The organism is Pseudomonas sp. Irchel 3F6, from assembly GCF_900187595.1.
Classification (GTDB): Bacteria; Pseudomonadota; Gammaproteobacteria; order Pseudomonadales; family Pseudomonadaceae; genus Aquipseudomonas; species Aquipseudomonas siliginis.
On sequence record NZ_FYDP01000002.1, the window covers coordinates 692,814 to 709,177 of the forward strand.

Sequence of the window (16,364 nt, forward strand, 5' to 3'; positions counted from 1 at the left end):
ATGGCGTCGGTGACGACGCAGCAAAAGCATCAGGCTTTATTCAGAGCCTCAGCCGCCGCCAGCACGGCATCAACATGCCCCGGCACTTTCACGCCACGCCATTCCTGACGCAGCACACCGTCCTTATCAATCAGGAAAGTGCTGCGATCAACGCCCAGGTATTCCTTGCCATACAGCTTTTTCAGCTTGATCACGTCGAACAGCTGGCAAACCGCCTCGTCCTTATCGCTGATCAGCTCGAAGGGGAATTCCTGTTTGCCTTTGAAGTTTTCGTGCGACTTCAAGCTGTCGCGGGAAATGCCGAAGACTTCGGTGTTGGCAGCCTTGAATGCCGCATATTGATCGCGAAAGCCCTGGCCTTGAGTGGTGCAGCCCGGGGTGCTGTCCTTCGGGTAGAAATAGATCACCACTTGCTTGCCCTTGAGTTCGGACAGGCTGAAGGTCTGCCCGCTGGTCGCAGGCGCGGTGAAATCCGCAACCGGTTGGTCGATGACAACGGCCATGAAAGCTTCCTTACATTGGGTTTTGTGGGCGCCAAGGCTCGATCAGGGCATCCAGGTTCATCGCGTCGGCGAAATCGAGGAACTGATCGCGCAGCCAACTGATCTGCGTGTTGGCCGGCAGGGTCACGGTGAACGTGGCGTTGAGCATGGTGCCGCCGGTCTGGGGAGCCTGGTAAGTGTCGCAGGTGAGGTTTTCCAGTTCGACGTTATGGTCCATGAAGAACTGGCACAGCTCATTGATGATGTCCGGGCGATACGCCGAGCTGACGTAAGCCACGTAAGGCAGCGCTTGCGGACGATTTTCCAGAGCGGCGCTGCGCACCACGTTGACGGTGAAAGCGTGACGCTTGGCCAGCAATGGCAGGCTGCCTTCGAGGCGCGCGAGGGCGTCCCAGCTACCGGAAACTTCCAGCACCAGAGCGCTGCACTCGCCGTGGCGGGTCAGGCGAGAGGTGACGACGGCGCAGCGGTTTTCATGGCTGGCGCGGCACAGGACGTTGGTCAGCTCCATGGGGTTGGCGCCGAGGGCACTGATGACAAGGAATTGTTCGCGAACTGTGGGGGTGGACATGCAGCATTCCTAAAGCGATGAGCGGTCGGTAGGTTGACGGGCATTGGTGGCCGGGCGTGCCTGTTCTGGCGGTCCGTATAAAGAGCCCCGGCCAGCGTTCGCGGCTCGCTCCACTGTGCGGGAGCGCGTCGATGCGACGCAGGAACGGGGCCTGGGAGGCCGAAAGGGGATGCAGAAACCCGGCGTACAAGCTGATCTGTACCGATCAAAGTCTGAAGGGTAGCGAAAAGCGGCGCCAAGGGGAATGGCAGCGGCGCAGTACTTCGCTTGTGCAAGCATCTTGGCGCCAGTACCATTACCGCTCTCTTTTTCCGGCAGGAGCGGTTTCATGATTGCGGGCAGTATGGTGGCACTGGTCACTCCCATGGATGCACAAGGGCGTCTTGACTGGGACAGCCTCAGCAAACTCGTGGACTTCCACCTCAAGAACGGCACCCATGCCATCGTCGCCGTCGGTACTACCGGCGAGTCGGCCACCCTTGATGTAGAAGAGCACATCGCCGTCATCAAAGCCGTGGTCAAACAGGTTGCCGGGCGCATTCCGGTCATCGCCGGCACCGGCGCCAATTCGACCCGCGAAGCCGTCGAGCTGACCCGCAACGCCAAGGCTGCCGGCGCCGATGCCTGCCTGCTGGTGGTTCCTTATTACAACAAGCCGACCCAGGAAGGCCTGTACCAGCACTTCAAGCACATCGCTGAAGCGGTCGACATTCCGCAGATTCTCTACAACGTTCCCGGCCGCACCTCCTGCGACATGCAGGCCGAGACGGTGATTCGCCTGTCCACCGTGCCGAACATCATCGGCATCAAGGAAGCCACCGGCGACCTCAAACGCGCCAAAGCGATCATCGATGGCGTGAGCAAGGATTTCATCGTGCTGTCCGGCGATGATCCGACCGCTGTCGAGCTGATCCTGCTGGGCGGCAAAGGCAACATCTCGGTCACCGCCAATGTCGCCCCGCGCGAAATGGCTGACCTGTGCGAGGCCGCGCTGAAGGGCGACGCCGATACCGCACGCGCAATCAACGAAAAACTGATGCCGCTGCACAAGGACCTGTTCATCGAAGCCAACCCGATTCCGGTGAAGTGGGCTTTGGTCGAAATGGGCCTGATGCACGAAGGCATCCGCCTGCCACTGACCTGGCTGAGCACACCTTGTCATGAAACGCTGCGCTCGGCCCTGCGCCAGTGCAACGTCCTGGTTTAATTGAGGAAGTACAACGCATGAAGCGAATGGCCGGACTTTCCGCACTTGCCTTGATTATCTCCAGCACCAGTGGCTGCGGATGGGTCTGGGGGCCGGAAGGTTATTTCCGCGACCGTGGAAGCGATTACCTGCAAGCGCAACAGACTGCACCGATGCAATTGCCACCGGATGTGAGCACTGCCAAGCGTCTCGATCCGCTGTTGCCGATCCCGCGCAATGTGGCCGATGACACCGCGACGGGCGAATACGTCGTGCCGCGTCCTCAGCCGCTGTCGGCGGTTGCCGATGCCACGGATTACTCGCTGCAGAAGAGCGGTGATTCGCGTTGGGTCGTGGCCCAGCACCCACCGGCCGAAGTCTGGCCAGTGGCGCTGCAGTTCTTCCAGGACAACGGTTTCCGTCTGGATGAACAGCGTCCGCAGACCGGCGAGTTCACCACTACCTGGCAGCACTCCGACGAGCTGTCCGCTTCGATGGCCAAGCGCCTGAGTGCGGCCGGTATCGCCAGCGACAGCGAAACCCGTGTGCGCGTACGTATCGAGCCGGGCGTGCAGCGCAACACCAGTGAAATCTACGTAGTCAGCGCCGAGCGTCCTGCCGGCAGCACGGCCGACGTGGCCTTCACCAACCGTTCGGTCAACACTGGCCTGGACGCTGCGCTGGTCGACGACATGCTCGCGAGCATGAGTCGCACCTCCGAGAAGGGCGGCTCGGTGTCGATGCTGGCCTCGCGTGATTTCGACGCCCCGAGCCGTGTCAGCCTGAACGAAGACGGCAGCGGCAACCCGGTGTTGAACGTCGGTACCGATCTGGACCGCGCCTGGTCGAGCGTCGGCCGTGCGCTGGAACAGGGCGAATGGCGCGTTGAAGACATCAACCGCAGCCTGGGCCTTTACTACATCAACCTGGCCGAAAAAGCCGAGAAGAAAGACGACAAGCCTGGCTTCTTCAGCAGCCTGTTCGGCAGTGCGCCGAGCAAGGAAGAAGTCGAAGCCCGCGCCGAGCGTTATCAGGTTCGCCTGAGCAAGGTGGGCGAGAACATCCAGGTCACCGTCGAAAAGAACATCAACACCGTCGCGCCGGCCGATGTCGCGCGTAAAGTGTTGAGCGTGATTCAGGACAACCTGGGCTGATCCGATATGCGTTTTGCCGTTCTCGGCAGCGGTAGCCAAGGGAACGGCACGCTGATCGCCAGTGCTGATACGTACGTGCTGGTTGATTGTGGTTTTTCCCTGCGGGAAACCGAAAGACGTCTGTTGCGCCTGGGTGTGCACCCGGCGCAACTGAGCGCGATACTCGTGACCCACGAACATGCCGACCACGTGCATGGCGTGGGTTTGCTGTCTCGGCGCTACAATCTGCCGGTCTACCTCAGTCGCGGCACACTGCGCGGGATGCGCAAACCGCTGGAACCGGCAGGCTTTCTGGCCGGCGGCGAGCAACTGCAGATCGGCGCACTGAACGTCGGGGTCATTGCCGTGGCCCATGACGCGCAGGAGCCGACCCAGTACGTCTTCAGCGATCAGGAACAGCGGCGCTTCGGCCTGCTGACCGACCTGGGGTCGTTCTGCGAGCGGGTGCTGGATGGCTATCGGGATCTCGATGCGTTGATGATCGAGTCCAACCATTGCCGCGACATGCTGGCCCGTGGTCACTACCCGTACTTTCTCAAGCAGCGGGTGGGCGGCGAACGCGGACATCTGAACAACCATCAGGCGGCATTCCTGGTGGCCGAGTTGGGCTGGCAGGGTTTGCAACACCTGGTGCTGGCCCATCTGAGCAGCAAGAACAACCTGCCGCAGCTGGCCCGGCAATGTTTTGTCGACACCCTCGGGTGCGACCCGGACTGGCTGCAACTGGCCGATCAAGATTCAGGGCTCGACTGGCGCCACATCGCCTAGCCCACCTACTTAGCAAGCGGAGCCCATCATGGAAAAACGTGAAGAACTCTACCGCGGCAAAGCCAAATCGGTTTACAAGACCGACGACGCTGACCGCTTGATCCTGCTGTTTCGCAACGACACTTCGGCGTTCGACGGCAAGCGCATCGAACAGCTTGATCGCAAAGGTATGGTGAACAACAAGTTCAACGCCTTCATCATGCAGAAACTCGAAGCGGCCGGCGTGCCGACCCAGTTCGACAAACTGCTGGGCGACAACGAATGCCTGGTGAAGAAGCTCGACATGATCCCGGTGGAATGCGTCGTGCGTAACTACGCCGCCGGCAGCCTGGTCAAGCGTCTGGGCGTCGAGGAGGGCATGAAGCTCAACCCGTACACCTTCGAACTGTTCTTGAAGGACGACGCCAAGGGCGACCCGTTCATCAACGAATCCCACGTTGTGGCGTTCGGTTGGGGCACCGCCGAGCAACTGGCGCGCATGAAGGAACTGTCGCTCAAGGTCAACGAAGTCCTGAGCAAACTGTTCGACGACGCCGGCCTGCTGCTGGTCGACTTCAAGCTTGAATTCGGCGTGTTCAGCGACGGCTCCATCGTCCTCGGCGACGAGTTCAGCCCGGACGGCTGCCGCCTGTGGGACAAGGACACCAAGAAGAAGATGGACAAGGACCGCTTCCGCCAGGGCCTCGGTGACGTCATCGAAGCCTACGAAGAAGTCGCCGCTCGTCTGGGCGTACCGCTTTAATCGACGCAAGCATCTGATAGCACGGAAAAAATTTCGTTTGGGGGGTTCGCAACCGACGAAAGTGTTGTTATGATGCGCGCCGTTGGAGAGATGCCAGAGTGGCCGAATGGGACGGATTCGAAATCCGTTGTACCTTCACCGGTACCTAGGGTTCGAATCCCTATCTCTCCGCCATATTTAAAGGCCCCGAGCGCTTAGCAGCCTCGGGGCTTTTTTGTATTTGGGGGAAATCCGGGGGAATGGCTTCTCTTGCGATTCCCCCAAGCACCCGCCAATATCCCCAAATGGCCTATTACGAAAAACGCGGCGATGCATGGCGCGCCCAGATCCGCCGCAAAGGATACCCGACACTCTCCGCCACCTTCGACACCAAGGCAGAAGCCCAGCGATGGGCTGCCGAGATCGAGGGTGATATGTCGCGCAAGCGATTCGTCGACACCCGCGAGGCGGAGAGCACCACGCTTGAAGAAGCGCTGGAGCGCTACGTCAACGAGGTGAGCGAGGCGAAGAAGGGATCGGCGCAGGAGAAGGTCCGGGCCAAGAAGTGGCAGAAGTCGGAGTGGGGCGGCAAGTCGCTGGCCGCGATCCGCTCCAGCGACATGGCGGCGTACCGTGATGCTGAGCTGAAAGCCGGCAAGTCGACGGCCACTGTTCGGCTGAACCTCGCGCTGATCAGCCACCTCTATACAGTCGCCGCGAAGGACTGGGGCATCCAGGGGCTGAAGAACCCTTGCACTGCCATCCGCATGCCGAAGGGCAGCAAGCAGCGTGAGCGCCGGCCAACTTCCGCCGAGCTGAAAGCTCTCTGCAAGCACGCGGGCGATATCAATGCCGAGCTGCCAGTGATCATTGAACTGGCCGTGGAGACGGCAATGCGCCGGTCAGAACTTGTCATGCTGCGCAAGGATCAAATCCGGGGGAAGGTTGCCTTCCTCGAAGACACGAAGAACGGCGAGCGCCGGTCCGTCCCGCTATCGAAGCGGGCGGTGGAGCTCTTGGAGGGATTGCCGACGCCGATCGACGGCGGCAGGTTCTTTCATCTGAAGCTGGACAGCGTGACCAACTATTTCGCGCTGGCGTGCGAGGCGGCGAAGATCAAAGGCCTCCGCCTTCACGACATGCGCCACGAAGCAACGAGCCGGATGTTTGAGCGCGGGCTTTCCATGATGGAGGTGGCGAGCATCACCGGCCACAAAACTCTGTCGATGCTTCGCCGATACACGCACCTCTGCCCGAGCAACCTCGCCGAGAAGTTGGGGTAGCATCACGCCACCCCGCGCAGTGTCGGCGGCGCCTGCCGCTTCCGGCCAACTTTCGGCGCCTTGTTCTGCCCATCCCTACACCCCCGCAAGAACTCCCGCACGTCCTCCCTGAGCCAGCAATGCCGGCTACCCATCTTGAACCCCTTCGGCAGCCAGTCGACTCCCCGGCGAATTCCCTCCCTTACCGATGACTCAGTACGGCCGAGCATTCGCCCCAGCCCATCGACGTAAATGATCTCCGATTCATCGCTCATGGGCTCGTCTCCATGTAGCCACTTTCGGTGGCGAACTGGCTGATCGTCTTGTATTTGACCATCTCAACCCTCCTTGCTCATAACTTCTACGATTGCGTCGCGGCTCGGCGCGCAGGCGTTGGGCGTCGAAGCAGATCTTCATTGAGTCAAACTCAGATGCCATGACAACCCAGGGCCCGGCTGGCGAGTAGCTGAGTTTGTTGCCCAGCTCAGTGACCATCTGGATTGCTTGATACCGATGGACTTCACTCATGACATGCACCATTGAATAAGTTGAGGGAGGCCAGTGTTAAGCCAGATGACTGCGGCAGCGATGGCGGGCTGGTAGATCATTCGTGATCACCCTCGACTGGCCCGAGCGCATCAGTGATCGCCTCGTCAATGGTGAAACCGTGGCCGACATAAACCGGGCTTTCACAGTCGTCGTACACTTCGGCAGTCCAGCCGGCGTCATACTCAGGAGTCAGCGCAATGCGGCGACTTTGAATCAGTTCAATAAGGTTCATGCGGTCATACTCCAGTTAACCCCGTCCGCTGCCCGCTGATCGCGAAGCTTGGCCAGGTGTGCAAGGCGAGCCAGGCCGCCGCCGAGGATGAGTGAGGTTGCTATCCAGCAGGCGAGGAAAGCGATCATGCCGTGGCTCTCTCGGCCCTGAGCCGCGCCTGGAACGTTGAACGGTGGAAGCCGATACTCTTCTCGGCGTCATACCAAGTTGAGCCGTGTGAGCGCATATCCAGCGCCATGGCGATGTACTGATCCGTGCACTGCCTTGGCTTGCCCTTGTTCCCGAGAACGATCCCGGCTGCATTCAGGTAGCGGATCACCGTGGAGTAAGAGCAGCCCGCCGCATCAGCGATCTCATTCACCGGATGCTTCGACGCGTTCATCGTGAAAATCAGCCCGATCGAGTCAGGCGACAGTTTCGCTGTCATGGCTATTTCTCCGAGCGTGTTCTTGTTGGCGGGCTTTCGAGCAGCGTTCGTGGTTGCCTTTGTTGCGCGGTCTGTCGCAGTAGATGCACCGCGCTCCGAGCTCCAAATAGCCGGCGTTGAGCTTTCCTTTGGATGACATAAGGCCTCCCGGATGGGTGAAATTCTGAAAAGTGGAAGGGGTTACTTCTTGGCGGGATTTTTCTTGAAACCGGGCGTCAGCTTCGGATAGTCGATGGAGTAGTCGTCGATCAGCCGGAGGAGCAGGGTGGTGCTGATGTCCAGCAACTTGGCGCACTGGTTGCGGTTGATGCCCTCCGCAATGCATTCCTTGATGCTGACAACGAGCGCCGCCTCGGTTTCTGGCGTGGCCTTGTTCCTTGGGATGATGTCGTGGCATCCGATGGGGAACTTGATGTTGTAGCGCTTGCCGATCCCACGCAGTACGCCGCGCAAGATTCCCTCTGCCTCGCAGATTTCCCGCTGGTTCATGGTCAGGGCCATTTTCCTGATGCGGGCGGCCTGCTGATCCGTTTCGTCTTTGACGGATCGGCTCTGGAAGTTCGGCGTCATGGTGCTGGGCTTGACTGGTTCTCCGTGGGAAACCCAGAACGGGAGCACCTCAATAGTCCCTCCTTTTTCCAGCCACTGCGCTTGGAGCAGTGCCAGTTCGTGACGTTTCGGGTCTAACTCCCTGACCATGTTCAGATCGCTGCTGATGTAGGCGTTCATGGTTCATCACCGTGGAATGCTTGCCAGTGTGGTTTGCACCAGCTCAAGAAATTTTGCGCGACGGTCTTCGAGGCGTTTCAGTTCGTCTTTGAAGTCATCGCGGGTTGAGCGGTAAACGATGAGCTGGCTGGCCTCGGGAAATTCGGAGCAGAAGCTGACGAAGTCGACCCAGTCGCGGCCTGTGCAGTCGAGATGGCTCACCAACTGCCAGCGATAGGCCGGGTCAAATGAGCCGCGCCGGAGCGTGGCGTAGTGAACTGCGGCGGTCACACACTTGATCTCCAGCACCCCATGTTTGCCTATGAGGCCGTCTGGCGAGTCGCCATGATCTCCGCAGTCGAAGAACCCGCCATTCGTGACATCGACGAATTCGGCGTCCTCGTAGTGCATTCTTGCGATTGGCTCATCCGTATGCCCGCGCTCGGTGTGTTCGTTGGAAAAGCTGAACTCGGCTTTTCGACCGGTAGCAATCTCCAGGGCGATCTGGAGGGCGTATTTCTTGGCCGGATCACCGAATGCGCCGTCACCGTTTGCCATGTAGCAGCCTGCGTTTGAGCCAGTGGCCTTGCCTATTCTCAACTGCAGCCACGCCTCAGAATTTTGGGGAACATCACGCCACACGCGATTCATTGGCGCATTCCTCCATGAGCTGCTGCTGGTGGGCATCGGAGAAGGATACGCGGGCCAGTACAGCGTCGAGGTTGCCGTCGCGCTTGTAGGCTGCTTTGGCGTTGTTCCAGCCTTTCTGATTTTCTGGAGTCAGCCATGCAATGACCGGAGCCTTCGGGCTGATCCGCAAGCCTTCCATGGTCTCCTTGCCGAACTTCACGTTGCTGTCGACGTAGACAGTCACTTTGAAGCCGGCCCAGTCCTCAATGAACGGTGAGCCAGTCAGCGAGCGCATCGTCTTACTGTTGGTCGCGTTGAGGATCATCGGCTTCAGCTTCTCACCCGGGCGCAGCTCACGCTCGGCGAAGTGCGCGGTGTTGAAGACGTCCTTCGTCTTCTTGGTCTTGTCCGGCTCCAGCGATACGCGGTTAATGGTGAGGATCGTCGGCTCGACGATATCGGCGCTGCTCAGGTAGGGCGAGTCGAACGCCTTTCTGAAATGGGTTTTCGATTCGTTGCTCATGACTCACCTCTTGCCTTGGCGATGGCTGACTCGACTTCATGCAGAATTCCATGCAGTTCAAGAGTCCCTTTGAGGCTGAGGCATTTTGTAAGCGCCGCCAGCAACTCAGGAGCTGCAGCGATCAGCTGGGCGTCAGCCTCTTCGTAAACCCAGTCAACGACCTGCTCTTGGTCTTCGTTGAAGTCGATAGCGAATGCTCGCTGCCCCGGTATTGAGTTGCCGACCACTTCGCGTATCGTCCATGGTGCTGGCGTATGTTGAAATTCAGACATGACGGTTCTCCCCGCCATGCAGGCGGCGTGTGCGTTCGGGTTATTGAGTGAGCTGACCGGCGTAGGCGCTGGCCAGCATCCAGATGGTGAAGATGGCGAGGACAGGGAAGCTGCCGCGCCAGAGGAGTAGGCGGCGGGCGCGTTGGTGGCTGGTCATGGCTTGAGCTCTTCGTCAGGGTCAAGTCCGAACTCGCGGCACAGCGCATAGGCAACGCCAGAACCTACGCCGAAATAATCCTTTACGAGAATCCAGCGCTGGTTCATGTATCTGCGCACGCATGCATCATACATCGCCCAACTGCGCGATGGGATGCAGGGGAATGCTTTCAACTTCGCGGCAGCCGGCGGATCGGCCAACGCAATCACCGCGACCTATTCTCCAGCAATTACCACGCTCAGCAACGGGACCGTATTGCTCATTAAGGCCGCGTCTGCGAACACAGCGGCGGTGACATTCAGCCCTAACGGATTGACGGCTGCGCCGATCGTCAACATGGCGCATGTAGCGCTCCGGGGTGGCGAGATCGCGGCAAATGGCGATGTCTGCCTGCAGTACAACACCAGTATCGGTGCCGGGTCCTGGGTCTTGATTTACTCCAGCGGAGGTAACGCAAATATTTCGGCAGTGGTTGCGCGCGTTGGCACAGATGGGTCGCCAGGCTTTCGGAACAAGCTGATCAACAGTCGGTTCAATGTCAATCAGCGAGCCTATGCCTCTGGCGCAGCAACAGCCGCAGCGAATCAGTACACACTCGATCGGTGGACTGTTGTTGTGAGCGGTCAGAACCTTGCCTACACGGCAAGTGGTGCGGGGTATGTGGTTACCGCCCCGGCCGGCGGTATTGAACAAATCATTGAAGCCGGCAGCATCGAGGGCGGCGTTTACACGCTGAGCTGGGTCGGCACCGCCACGGCAACAGTGAATGGCGTAGCAATCACCAACGGCGGCAATACCTCCTCGCTGGCCGATAACACGGCGGTGACCATCCGGTTCACTGGTGGCACCGTCAGCAAGGCGCAGTTTGAGGCCGGCACACAGGCAACGCTGTACGAAGCCCGGTCGCCGTGGCTGGAAATGTCCATGTGCATGCGCTACTACCAGCGTCTCGCCAGCTTTTTAAGGGAAGTTCAGTATTTCTCCGGTTCCGCCGGCGTAGCCGTCTATCGCGGAATCTCAAGGATGCGAACGCTCCCATCGGTTGCCGCGTCGGGCCTCACTTCCACCGGAGCAAGCGCAATCAGCGTGACTTCAATAACCCAGGACCAGATCACGCTCAATTATACGGCTGCAGCAGGCAACAACGTTGTTTCCTACACCACCCTAAGTCTTGATGCGGAGCTTTGATCATGTACAAGTTGACCAGCTATGGTGGAGTTACGCGACTTTCAGACGGCGCCTTCATCCCCAACGACCCTGAGAACAGGGATCATCAAGCCTATTTGGTTTGGCTTGCCGATGGAAACGTTCCAGAGCCTGAGTTCACTGAGGCGGAGTTGGCGACGCAGCTTTATGTGAAAAACTCTGCCATCGAGAACGACTGGCGAGTGTCAGAGCTGGTCATCATTTCCCGGCAGCTTGAGGCGATCGAAGAAGCGGAGGCCGATGAGCCGCCTTCAGACCTCATGCCAGGCACCCGCAAGCAGTGGCTGAAGTATCGCGGGCAAGTGAGCACGTGGAAGGAAGGCGCTGTTGGATTCCCTGATCTTGTCAGTCGCCCAATCAGCCCGGCATAAGCGGTGCTCGCTGAATCCGTGGCGGCGCGGTATGATCCGCGCCACAATTTTCAGCGCAGAGAATGGACATGGAAGGGCGGGCATCAGAAAGAATCACGCTTGGGGATATGACGCGCGAGCGTGCAAATAATTTCGATCTTTTGCGGCTGGCAGCGGCATTAATAGTGCTGTTCAATCACAGTTTTGTCCTTTCAGGGAAAAGCTCTGCAACATGGAAGCAGTTCTTCTTCGGGTATGACCCCTCTGCGATAGCAGTCTGCGCGTTTTTTGTGATCAGCGGATTTCTTATCGCTGGCTCGCTTGAGCGTAGAAGCCTATTGGAATACGGCAAGGCGCGTGCGCTACGAATCATCCCGGCACTCGCCGCCATCACATTCGTCACTGCGCTGGTCATAGGCCCGATCTTCACGACGCTGCCCCTGTCTGAGTACTTCTCAAGCCCATACACGCACAACTATTTCGCCAACGCCATACCTTACAAGACGGCGTTCATTCTCCCTGGAGTATTTCAAAACCTTCCCGCAGCAGGCGCTGTGAACGGTTCGCTGTGGACTATCCCGATAGAAGCGTTCTGCTATGTATTCTTGGCGGCCATATTCTTTGTCGGCAGTAGATCCTTTAAGCTTGTTGTGCCAACCCTGCTGCTACTCGTTATTTATTATGCATATGATTATTTTATTGCTCCGATAAAGTCTGTCGCATTGTTCGGCACCACTGAAACATCGCAAGTCGTGCGTTTCGGATTTTCGTTTTTGATGGGATCAATGCTTTGGGTGTTTAAAGATAAAATCCCCTTCAAGGGCGGGATTGCTGCGGCGTGCATTGTAGTCATGCTGATGGGCACCAATCTAGGGTATGCCCATTACGCTGTTCTGTTTGCGCTGCCGTATCTGCTTTTGTATCTAGCCTACCGAAAGCCTATATTTGTATCCGGGATGAAAAAGATCGGAGATCTTTCATACGGCACATACTTGTTCGCGTTCCCGATCCAGCAAATTCTTGTTTATGTCTCAGGTAAGTCAATCAACGGTTGGTGGCTGGCGATTTCAGCATCCATCATCGCGATGTCACTTGCATGGCTTTCGTGGAGATATATCGAGAAGCCAGCGCTTTCCTTAAAACGCAAGCCAAGTCTTGATAGTAGGGTGGCGACAGCGCCGCTTTAATGGCTCATTCCACAAAAAGCCCGGCTTAGGTCGGGCTTTTTATTGTCTGGAGAAAATAGATGCCCATCACCCAGCAGCACCTGCTGCAGATCCTCCCGAACGCCGGCAAGCAAGCCGGCGTTTTTGCGTCTGCGCTGAATTTGGCCATGGATCGGTATCAGATCAACACGCCGCTGCGCATGGCGGCGTTCATTGCGCAGGTCGGGCATGAATCCGGCCAGTTCCGGTACGTCCGGGAGTTGGGCGGCGACCAGTACCTGAGCAAGTACGACACCGGGACGCTGGCCAAGCGCCTGGGCAACACACCGGAGGCTGATGGAGACGGGCAGAAGTACCGAGGCAGAGGGCTGATTCAGGTAACTGGGCGAGACAACTACTACGCCTGCAGCAAGGCGCTATTCGGTGACGATCGCCTGTTGCGCACGCCAGAACTGCTCGAACAGGCAGAGTGGGCCTGCAAGTCGGCGGCGTGGTTCTGGAGCTCGCGCAACCTGAATGCCCTGGCCGACGCTGGCGACATGCGCGGCATCACCCGGCGCATCAACGGCGGCTACAACGGGCTGGAGGAGCGGATGGAGTTCTACGAGCGCGGGATTGAGGTGCTGGCATGAATCCGCTATTGCTGCGGATCCTTCCTTATATAGCTGCGCTCCTGCTCGGCGCCACCGGTGCCTGGATGTGGCAGGCCAACAGCTACGACGCGATCATCGCCAAGAATGAGGCAGGCCGGCAGGCTGACTTGGCCAGGATCTCGGCAGCCGGTGCTGCGCAGGCCCGGCAGGCGGTGGAGAAACAGCAGGCAGCCGAACAAGCCCTCGCCGCACTTGACCAGAAAGCCCAGAAGGAAAAGACCGATGCTCTCGTTGAAAATGAAAAGCTGCGCGCTGACGTTGCTGCTGGCACTCGCCGGCTGCGGATCGCGGGAAGTTGTCGTGCCAGTGGCGTCGACGTGCCCAGCCCCGCCGGAGCCGCCAGCGTGGACAATGCAGGCACCGTCGAACTCTCTTCAGTTGCTGGATCAACTGTTCTCTCTGCCCGAGCCGGGATTATCGCCGACCAAGCAGCCCTGAAGGCGCTTCAGGAATATGTGACGCATGTGTGTCTTTCGAGGGGGAATGTGCAGTAGGCAGAACGCCTGAGATGGGGTGGGGGAAATCTGGTGCAATGATTCCCCCAAAACATGATTAATCATGTGGAACGGTGATGCAGCGAAAGTGAGGCCCGGAAGGGGGTCTCGGGAAATGCTGCCAACGATCATTGGGGGCGAAAACGGATTCGAAATCCGTTGTACCTTCACCGGTACCTAGGGTTCGAATCCCTATCTCTCCGCCATTATTGAACAAGACGAAGCCCCCGTAATCATTGCTGATTACGGGGGCTTTTTCGTTTTCGTAGTTTTGTTTAGGGCATATTTAGGGCAAGAATCTGAGCATCTAAACCGTTCTATACCGCTGTAGGCATGTCGCCTAGCTTCGATCTGCTACTCTCGAAGCGTTCGAAAATGGACGGCACTAGGGGGTAGTACGAATGAGCTACGACGCTAAGGTCTTTAACGTGATGGTTGCATCGCCCGGGGATGTACTAGCCGAGCGCGCGCTTTTTCGAGAAGTCATCCACGAGTGGAATGCGGTTAACTCTGAAGTGAGAAAGGTTGTACTCATGCCTGTCGGGTGGGAAACGCACTCATCGCCAGAGATGGGAGCTGGGCCTCAAGAGATTATCAATCAGCAGGTACTTCATAGTTGCGATCTTTTGGTCGGCATCTTTTGGACCAGGGCCGGAACCCCTACAACAGAATATGCGAGCGGTACCATTGAGGAAATTGAAAAGCACATAGCAGCTGGGCGCCTGGCAATGCTGTACTTCTCCACAACCCCCGCCGTGCTTGACGACGTCGATAATGAACAATATCAGACACTTAGAGATTTCAAGGCTAGCTGCAGAAGCCGAGGCTTGTTTGAGTCATTCGATAGTCTCGCTGAATTTCGAAACAAATTTTCAAGACAATTACAGCAAAAGCTGAACGCTCATGAAATGTTCAAGCTTACGCAGACTGAATCTTCAAGTAACCAACCGGTGTCCGATTTCATGCGCCTAACGGTTCCTTCGTTAACTCATGAGGCCAAAGTTTTGCTTAAAGAGGTGAGCCAGGATCCCCATGGTCGGCTTACGTACGTCCGCTACATAGGTGGTGCTGCTATGCAGTCGAACGCTAAAAGCTTTTTGGATAGTAAGGAACGAAGAGAGGTGGCGAAGTGGGAGAATGCGTTGCAGCTCCTCCAAGAAGAGGAATTGATTGTGGAACGAGGTCATAAAGGAGAGTTTTTTGAAATCACGGCGAAAGGCTACGAAGTCGCCGATACAATAATCTCTTGAAGACTATCGCAACGGTTTGAGATGCGGCCCGGCCGCATCATCAAGATTAAAGTTTCATGTCTCGCTATTTTCTCGAAACCCCAGCATCTTAGACACGATTCCCGCCATACTCTTGGTGTCCTTCGGTATCCATCTCCCGTAGTGCTTTCTCACCATCGTTGTATCGGCGTGCCCGAGTTGTCGGGCTACCCACTCGACTGGGACGTAACTCGACAGCATCTGACTAGCAAAGGTGTGGCGACATTGGTTGGCCCCGCGGTGGCGGACTTCTGCCTTTTTCAGATGGGCGGTGAACCAGTTGCTCAGTGTTTTGCCACTCCAGAGCAAGCCGCTGGTGGAGCTACGGAAAAGGAACCTCACTTTCATTTTCTTAAAAGTGATGTTGTCGCGCTGAATAACTTTGATCTCTTCGGCTTGTGCGTCCTTGGCGGCAGCCACAATCTCCCGCATAAGTTCGAGGGCAGGGTCTATCAGCTCAACGACTCTTACTCTTGAGCGTTCCTTGGGAACTTTGAATTCTCCTACGACCAATGCCCGCCGAACGTGTACCAGTCCGGCTTGGAGGTCGACGTCTTCAGCGGCCAATCCGATAAGCTCGGACAGAGACAGCCCGGCCCAGCAGTTGAACTCAATCATTCGGGCATCAGCTCGGCGGTCGGGGTCCGCTTTACCAATCAACTCGATCTCGGTCCGACTGAAGGGGTCAGCGTGCTCGAGGTCGACATCCGCCCCGACGTTGCTGATCCGGTCGAGTGGGTTGGCTTTCAGTATTCCGTCACCGAACGCGTCGGCCCAGATCCCGCGAACGACGGTAAAAATGTCGTTTACTGTCTTCGGGGCCAGGCCTTGCTTCAACAACTGCGCTTGAAACAGCTCGATGTCGCTCTTGCTGATGTCTACGATCCGACGCTTGCCGAATTTTTTCTCAACGTGCACGGCTTTGCTGACGTAGTTGACGACCGTGCTCGAAGCCTTGAGCGCGCGCTGAACCTCTAGCCAGCGATCAATACCTTCCTTCACGGTACGCTTTAGCGAAGGGCCGCCAGTGCCTGTGAACATGGCAGCCCTGGGTGATTTGGGAAAGTGGGCTGCATAATCGAAGCGGCCCTCTTTGATCTCTGCAAGGATTGTGCGGCGTTTGTTGTCTGCATAAGCAATCGCAGCTTTGTTTACCTTCGAAATCCCATCCAATGGTTCCCGGCATCGTTGGCCATTGAAGATGAACCAGATGCGTAGCTGTTTGCCGTTCATTTCGACGCCAGTGGGCATCTTGTCAGTCATGGTTGACCTGCCATCCACTTTTCAATTGCGTCCTTGTTGTAAACCAGCACATTTGCAGGGTCTGTTCGGTAGTGCTTACCCTCAAGCCAAAGTCCGCGAGAGCGATACTTGCGGACTGCTTCTGTGCTGAGTCCAAACACTGGGTAAAGCAAGTCTTGGCGGAACCAAGCTCCCGGGGTGATGTGGAGATCAATCTTCTCAGCTGCACTCATACTGCCGCCCTCCAGCCATGTACTGGCATATGGGGGCGAGCGGTGGGATGCTTGCTCAAGCGTGAATCAGTCGGGTTTTCAAGTTCATG

General features: G+C 57.6%; 22 protein-coding genes and 2 tRNA genes. 13 read left to right on the forward strand and 11 right to left on the reverse strand.

Translation table 11 applies throughout. The features are described from left to right. Positions 1-29 precede the first annotated feature (29 nt). Positions 30-503 carry a peroxiredoxin gene (locus tag CKW30_RS09190; RefSeq protein WP_056783542.1) on the reverse strand — a complete coding sequence of 158 codons (474 nt, stop codon included), beginning with the start codon at positions 501-503 and terminating at the stop codon, positions 30-32. A gap of 10 nt (positions 504-513) precedes the next feature. Beyond that, positions 514-1,074, reverse strand: coding sequence for a glycine cleavage system protein R (locus CKW30_RS09195; RefSeq protein ID WP_024012001.1), 561 nt, complete (start codon positions 1,072-1,074; stop codon positions 514-516). A gap of 328 nt (positions 1,075-1,402) precedes the next feature. On the opposite strand from CKW30_RS09195, the gene dapA reads away from it, so the two are divergent. From dapA to CKW30_RS09230, 6 genes are all read left to right on the forward strand, one after another. Next, positions 1,403-2,281 (forward strand): 4-hydroxy-tetrahydrodipicolinate synthase, encoded by an 879-nt coding sequence (gene dapA / locus CKW30_RS09205; RefSeq protein ID WP_016771265.1) that lies wholly within the window; start codon positions 1,403-1,405, stop codon positions 2,279-2,281. Between the two features lie 17 nt (positions 2,282-2,298). Next, complete coding sequence (gene bamC / locus CKW30_RS09210) at positions 2,299-3,414, forward strand: outer membrane protein assembly factor BamC (RefSeq protein ID WP_016771264.1); 1,116 nt, start codon at positions 2,299-2,301, stop codon at positions 3,412-3,414. A gap of 6 nt (positions 3,415-3,420) precedes the next feature. Continuing rightward, positions 3,421-4,182 carry an MBL fold metallo-hydrolase gene (locus tag CKW30_RS09215; RefSeq protein WP_024012002.1) on the forward strand — a complete coding sequence of 254 codons (762 nt, stop codon included), beginning with the start codon at positions 3,421-3,423 and terminating at the stop codon, positions 4,180-4,182. A gap of 28 nt (positions 4,183-4,210) precedes the next feature. Continuing rightward, the gene (purC, locus tag CKW30_RS09220; RefSeq protein ID WP_016771262.1) at positions 4,211-4,924 is read left to right on the forward strand and encodes a phosphoribosylaminoimidazolesuccinocarboxamide synthase; all 714 of its coding nucleotides are present in this window, start codon (positions 4,211-4,213) and stop codon (positions 4,922-4,924) included. An 84-nt stretch (positions 4,925-5,008) separates the two neighbouring features. Continuing rightward, positions 5,009-5,098, forward strand: a tRNA-Ser gene (locus tag CKW30_RS09225). 110 nt (positions 5,099-5,208) lie between these two features. After that, entirely contained in the window at positions 5,209-6,186 is a 978-nt protein-coding gene (locus tag CKW30_RS09230; protein WP_177434206.1) for a site-specific integrase, read from the forward strand. Positions 6,187-6,188: 2 nt separating this feature from the next. On the opposite strand, the gene CKW30_RS27480 is transcribed toward CKW30_RS09230, so the two are convergent. The 7 genes from CKW30_RS27480 to CKW30_RS09260 form a co-directional block, all read right to left on the reverse strand. Continuing rightward, the gene (locus CKW30_RS27480) at positions 6,189-6,440 is read right to left on the reverse strand and encodes a hypothetical protein (protein ID WP_095180607.1); all 252 of its coding nucleotides are present in this window, start codon (positions 6,438-6,440) and stop codon (positions 6,189-6,191) included. A gap of 329 nt (positions 6,441-6,769) precedes the next feature. Next, positions 6,770-6,946 carry a hypothetical protein gene (locus CKW30_RS27205; RefSeq protein WP_159894648.1) on the reverse strand — a complete coding sequence of 59 codons (177 nt, stop codon included), beginning with the start codon at positions 6,944-6,946 and terminating at the stop codon, positions 6,770-6,772. A gap of 124 nt (positions 6,947-7,070) precedes the next feature. After that, a complete protein-coding gene (locus CKW30_RS09240; RefSeq protein WP_095180608.1) occupies positions 7,071-7,373 on the reverse strand; it encodes a helix-turn-helix domain-containing protein in 303 nt (100 codons plus the stop codon). A gap of 180 nt (positions 7,374-7,553) precedes the next feature. Then, positions 7,554-8,102, reverse strand: a complete 549-nt coding sequence (locus tag CKW30_RS09245) for a hypothetical protein (RefSeq protein ID WP_095180609.1) — start codon at positions 8,100-8,102, stop codon at positions 7,554-7,556. Positions 8,103-8,108: 6 nt separating this feature from the next. Then, positions 8,109-8,732 carry a YqaJ viral recombinase family protein gene (locus CKW30_RS09250; RefSeq protein ID WP_095180610.1) on the reverse strand — a complete coding sequence of 208 codons (624 nt, stop codon included), beginning with the start codon at positions 8,730-8,732 and terminating at the stop codon, positions 8,109-8,111. Next, positions 8,713-9,234 (reverse strand): hypothetical protein, encoded by a 522-nt coding sequence (locus tag CKW30_RS09255; protein WP_095180611.1) that lies wholly within the window; start codon positions 9,232-9,234, stop codon positions 8,713-8,715. Before CKW30_RS09255 ends, CKW30_RS09250 begins: the two co-directional genes overlap by 20 nt. Beyond that, complete coding sequence (locus tag CKW30_RS09260) at positions 9,231-9,506, reverse strand: hypothetical protein (protein ID WP_095180612.1); 276 nt, start codon at positions 9,504-9,506, stop codon at positions 9,231-9,233. The genes CKW30_RS09255 and CKW30_RS09260 overlap by 4 nt, the downstream gene beginning before the upstream one ends. A gap of 262 nt (positions 9,507-9,768) precedes the next feature. On the opposite strand from CKW30_RS09260, the gene CKW30_RS09265 reads away from it, so the two are divergent. From CKW30_RS09265 to CKW30_RS09295, 7 genes are all read left to right on the forward strand, one after another. Further along, the gene (locus CKW30_RS09265) at positions 9,769-10,851 is read left to right on the forward strand and encodes a hypothetical protein (RefSeq protein ID WP_095180613.1); all 1,083 of its coding nucleotides are present in this window, start codon (positions 9,769-9,771) and stop codon (positions 10,849-10,851) included. Positions 10,852-10,853: 2 nt separating this feature from the next. Next, positions 10,854-11,240 carry a hypothetical protein gene (locus tag CKW30_RS09270; protein WP_095180614.1) on the forward strand — a complete coding sequence of 129 codons (387 nt, stop codon included), beginning with the start codon at positions 10,854-10,856 and terminating at the stop codon, positions 11,238-11,240. A 62-nt stretch (positions 11,241-11,302) separates the two neighbouring features. Then, a complete protein-coding gene (locus tag CKW30_RS09275) occupies positions 11,303-12,406 on the forward strand; it encodes an acyltransferase (RefSeq protein ID WP_095180615.1) in 1,104 nt (367 codons plus the stop codon). A 59-nt stretch (positions 12,407-12,465) separates the two neighbouring features. Continuing rightward, a complete protein-coding gene (locus CKW30_RS09280) occupies positions 12,466-13,017 on the forward strand; it encodes a glycoside hydrolase family 19 protein (protein WP_095180616.1) in 552 nt (183 codons plus the stop codon). Further along, positions 13,014-13,532, forward strand: a complete 519-nt coding sequence (locus tag CKW30_RS27485) for a lysis system i-spanin subunit Rz (protein ID WP_256584272.1) — start codon at positions 13,014-13,016, stop codon at positions 13,530-13,532. The genes CKW30_RS09280 and CKW30_RS27485 overlap by 4 nt, the downstream gene beginning before the upstream one ends. A 111-nt stretch (positions 13,533-13,643) precedes the next feature. Then, positions 13,644-13,738: transfer RNA gene (locus tag CKW30_RS27210), tRNA-OTHER, on the forward strand. A 195-nt stretch (positions 13,739-13,933) separates the two neighbouring features. Then, positions 13,934-14,782: a DUF4062 domain-containing protein gene (locus CKW30_RS09295; RefSeq protein WP_095180619.1), complete on the forward strand. Its 849-nt coding sequence runs from the start codon at positions 13,934-13,936 to the stop codon at positions 14,780-14,782. Between the two features lie 54 nt (positions 14,783-14,836). Here the strand turns inward: CKW30_RS09295 and CKW30_RS09300 are convergent, their stop codons facing one another. Further along, positions 14,837-16,063: a site-specific integrase gene (locus CKW30_RS09300; protein WP_095180620.1), complete on the reverse strand. Its 1,227-nt coding sequence runs from the start codon at positions 16,061-16,063 to the stop codon at positions 14,837-14,839. Beyond that, a complete protein-coding gene (gene xisR, locus CKW30_RS09305) occupies positions 16,060-16,275 on the reverse strand; it encodes an excisionase family protein (RefSeq protein WP_095180621.1) in 216 nt (71 codons plus the stop codon). The genes CKW30_RS09300 and xisR overlap by 4 nt, the downstream gene beginning before the upstream one ends. Between the last annotated feature and the right edge of the window lie 89 nt (positions 16,276-16,364).

Coding starts and splice junctions, on each gene's coding strand:
- CKW30_RS09255 (WP_095180611.1), bottom strand. CDS start 9,234: ATGAGCAACGAATCGAAAACCCATTTCAGAAAGGCGTTCGACTCGCCC.
- CKW30_RS09300 (WP_095180620.1), bottom strand. CDS start 16,063: ATGACTGACAAGATGCCCACTGGCGTCGAAATGAACGGCAAACAGCTA.
- CKW30_RS09270 (WP_095180614.1), top strand. CDS start 10,854: ATGTACAAGTTGACCAGCTATGGTGGAGTTACGCGACTTTCAGACGGC.
- CKW30_RS09245 (WP_095180609.1), bottom strand. CDS start 8,102: ATGAACGCCTACATCAGCAGCGATCTGAACATGGTCAGGGAGTTAGAC.
- bamC (WP_016771264.1), top strand. CDS start 2,299: ATGAAGCGAATGGCCGGACTTTCCGCACTTGCCTTGATTATCTCCAGC.
- CKW30_RS09230 (WP_177434206.1), top strand. CDS start 5,209: ATGGCCTATTACGAAAAACGCGGCGATGCATGGCGCGCCCAGATCCGC.
- CKW30_RS09190 (WP_056783542.1), bottom strand. CDS start 503: ATGGCCGTTGTCATCGACCAACCGGTTGCGGATTTCACCGCGCCTGCG.
- CKW30_RS09260 (WP_095180612.1), bottom strand. CDS start 9,506: ATGTCTGAATTTCAACATACGCCAGCACCATGGACGATACGCGAAGTG.
- CKW30_RS09265 (WP_095180613.1), top strand. CDS start 9,769: ATGTATCTGCGCACGCATGCATCATACATCGCCCAACTGCGCGATGGG.
- CKW30_RS09280 (WP_095180616.1), top strand. CDS start 12,466: ATGCCCATCACCCAGCAGCACCTGCTGCAGATCCTCCCGAACGCCGGC.
- purC (WP_016771262.1), top strand. CDS start 4,211: ATGGAAAAACGTGAAGAACTCTACCGCGGCAAAGCCAAATCGGTTTAC.
- dapA (WP_016771265.1), top strand. CDS start 1,403: ATGATTGCGGGCAGTATGGTGGCACTGGTCACTCCCATGGATGCACAA.
- CKW30_RS27480 (WP_095180607.1), bottom strand. CDS start 6,440: ATGAGCGATGAATCGGAGATCATTTACGTCGATGGGCTGGGGCGAATG.
- CKW30_RS09275 (WP_095180615.1), top strand. CDS start 11,303: ATGGACATGGAAGGGCGGGCATCAGAAAGAATCACGCTTGGGGATATG.
- CKW30_RS27205 (WP_159894648.1), bottom strand. CDS start 6,946: ATGAACCTTATTGAACTGATTCAAAGTCGCCGCATTGCGCTGACTCCT.
- CKW30_RS09215 (WP_024012002.1), top strand. CDS start 3,421: ATGCGTTTTGCCGTTCTCGGCAGCGGTAGCCAAGGGAACGGCACGCTG.
- xisR (WP_095180621.1), bottom strand. CDS start 16,275: ATGAGTGCAGCTGAGAAGATTGATCTCCACATCACCCCGGGAGCTTGG.
- CKW30_RS09240 (WP_095180608.1), bottom strand. CDS start 7,373: ATGACAGCGAAACTGTCGCCTGACTCGATCGGGCTGATTTTCACGATG.
- CKW30_RS09195 (WP_024012001.1), bottom strand. CDS start 1,074: ATGTCCACCCCCACAGTTCGCGAACAATTCCTTGTCATCAGTGCCCTC.
- CKW30_RS09295 (WP_095180619.1), top strand. CDS start 13,934: ATGAGCTACGACGCTAAGGTCTTTAACGTGATGGTTGCATCGCCCGGG.
- CKW30_RS09250 (WP_095180610.1), bottom strand. CDS start 8,732: ATGAATCGCGTGTGGCGTGATGTTCCCCAAAATTCTGAGGCGTGGCTG.
- CKW30_RS27485 (WP_256584272.1), top strand. CDS start 13,014: ATGAATCCGCTATTGCTGCGGATCCTTCCTTATATAGCTGCGCTCCTG.